Raw genomic sequence first — 1502 nt, forward strand, 5'->3', positions numbered from 1 at the left:
GTGGCTGGCCGAGCTGGCCGACATCGCCGGCCGGCCGCTGCCGCCGCCCGGCGCCGCCACGGCACCGCAGCGCACGCTGATGTACGTGCTGATCGCGCGCGCCGGCACCCTGGTGTTGACGCTGCACCTCGGCAGCCTGCGGCGCACCGGCGAGCTCGGCTCGCACCGGCCGCACTCGCCCAGCGTGATCGACATGCTGCGCAACCGGCCCGCCTACCTGGCGCCGGCCGACCTGGAGATCCTGGCCGCGCTGCTGCCGCTGCTCGGCCCGAACGCCAGCACCGGTTCGCTGCCCTTGCGCGGCCGCGATGCGCTGGCGGTGGTCGAGCTGATCCTGCGCAGCGGGCGGGCGTGGATCGTGCCGCCGCTGCTCGGCGAGCTGCCGCACCCGCCCGGCGCGGTGGCGCAGCGCATCGACGATCCGCTGCCGGTCTCGCTGCACTGGTTCGCCGACGAGATGGGCGACTGGCACACGCAGTGGCGCGGCCCCGCCGACGAGCCGGTGGTCATCGTGATGCTGCCCGAGCCGCAGGCGATCGACCTCGGCGGGCTGACGCTGCGGCCGGCCGCGCTGCGGGGCGTGCCCGCCGARGCGCCGGTGATCGACTGGCTGACGCGCATGCCGCCGGTGCCGGCCGAGCTGCTGTCGTCGTTCACCGACCGCCTGCAGGAGCTGGCCGCGCAGCGCGGGCTGCAGCTGCCGGTGCCCGACGAGCAGGCGCGCGCGCTGCGCAACCTCGGCACGCTGCCGCTGGTGCCGGTGCTGCGGCTGGGCACCTGCGTCGATGCGGCCTCCGAGGCGATGCTGCACCAGCGCTTCGGTACCCGCGCGAGCCGCCCGCTGGTCAGCGACCATGCGCCGCGCCAGGCCTCGGTGCAGCTGCTGCTGCGCTACCGCGTGCCGGGCATGCCGCCGGTCGACTACCACCTGCCCGCCGCCCCGGCCGAGACCACCTTCCTCGACGCGACCCGCGTCAGCGGTGCCACCACCTCGCAGCTGACGCGCTTCGACCGCGATGCCGACGCCGAGGCGGTGGCGGTGCGCACGATGGCCGACCCGCTGCGGCTGCGGCCGTGGAGCCTTGCGGCAGGCGCAGCGATGCAGCGGCAGTCGAGCTTCGGCAGCGGGCGCATCGTCAGCGCCGGCTACGGCGTCTCGCTGGAGGGCCAGCCGATGATCTTCGTGCCGCAGCAGCGCGACCAGTGGCCGCAGCTGCTGACGCAGGAGGTGCCGCGGCTGAAGGAGCAGGGCTGGCTGGTCGAGGTCGACGACGACTTTCCGTTCGAGCTGCACGAGGCCGACGACTGGACCGTCGACCTGCAGCAGGAGCCGGGCGGCGACTGGTTCCGGCTCGGCCTGAAGCTCTCGGTCGAGGGCCAGCCGGTCAACCTGGTGCCGCTGCTGGTGGGCCTGGTGCAGAGCGGCTGGCTGAAGGTCGACAGCGCGCTGCGCGCCGGCACCGGCGAGGTGCTGGTGCCGTGGCCGGACGACACGCCGCCGG

General features: G+C 75.2%; 1 protein-coding gene. It reads left to right on the plus strand.

The genetic code is table 11. The annotated features are described in order from the left end of the window. Window positions 1-1502 (plus strand): hypothetical protein (locus AC1DXV_RS34505; protein ID WP_477938033.1); only part of this gene is annotated, 1502 nt, incomplete at both ends.

Source organism: Rhizobacter sp. P3_C12 (assembly GCF_056402735.1).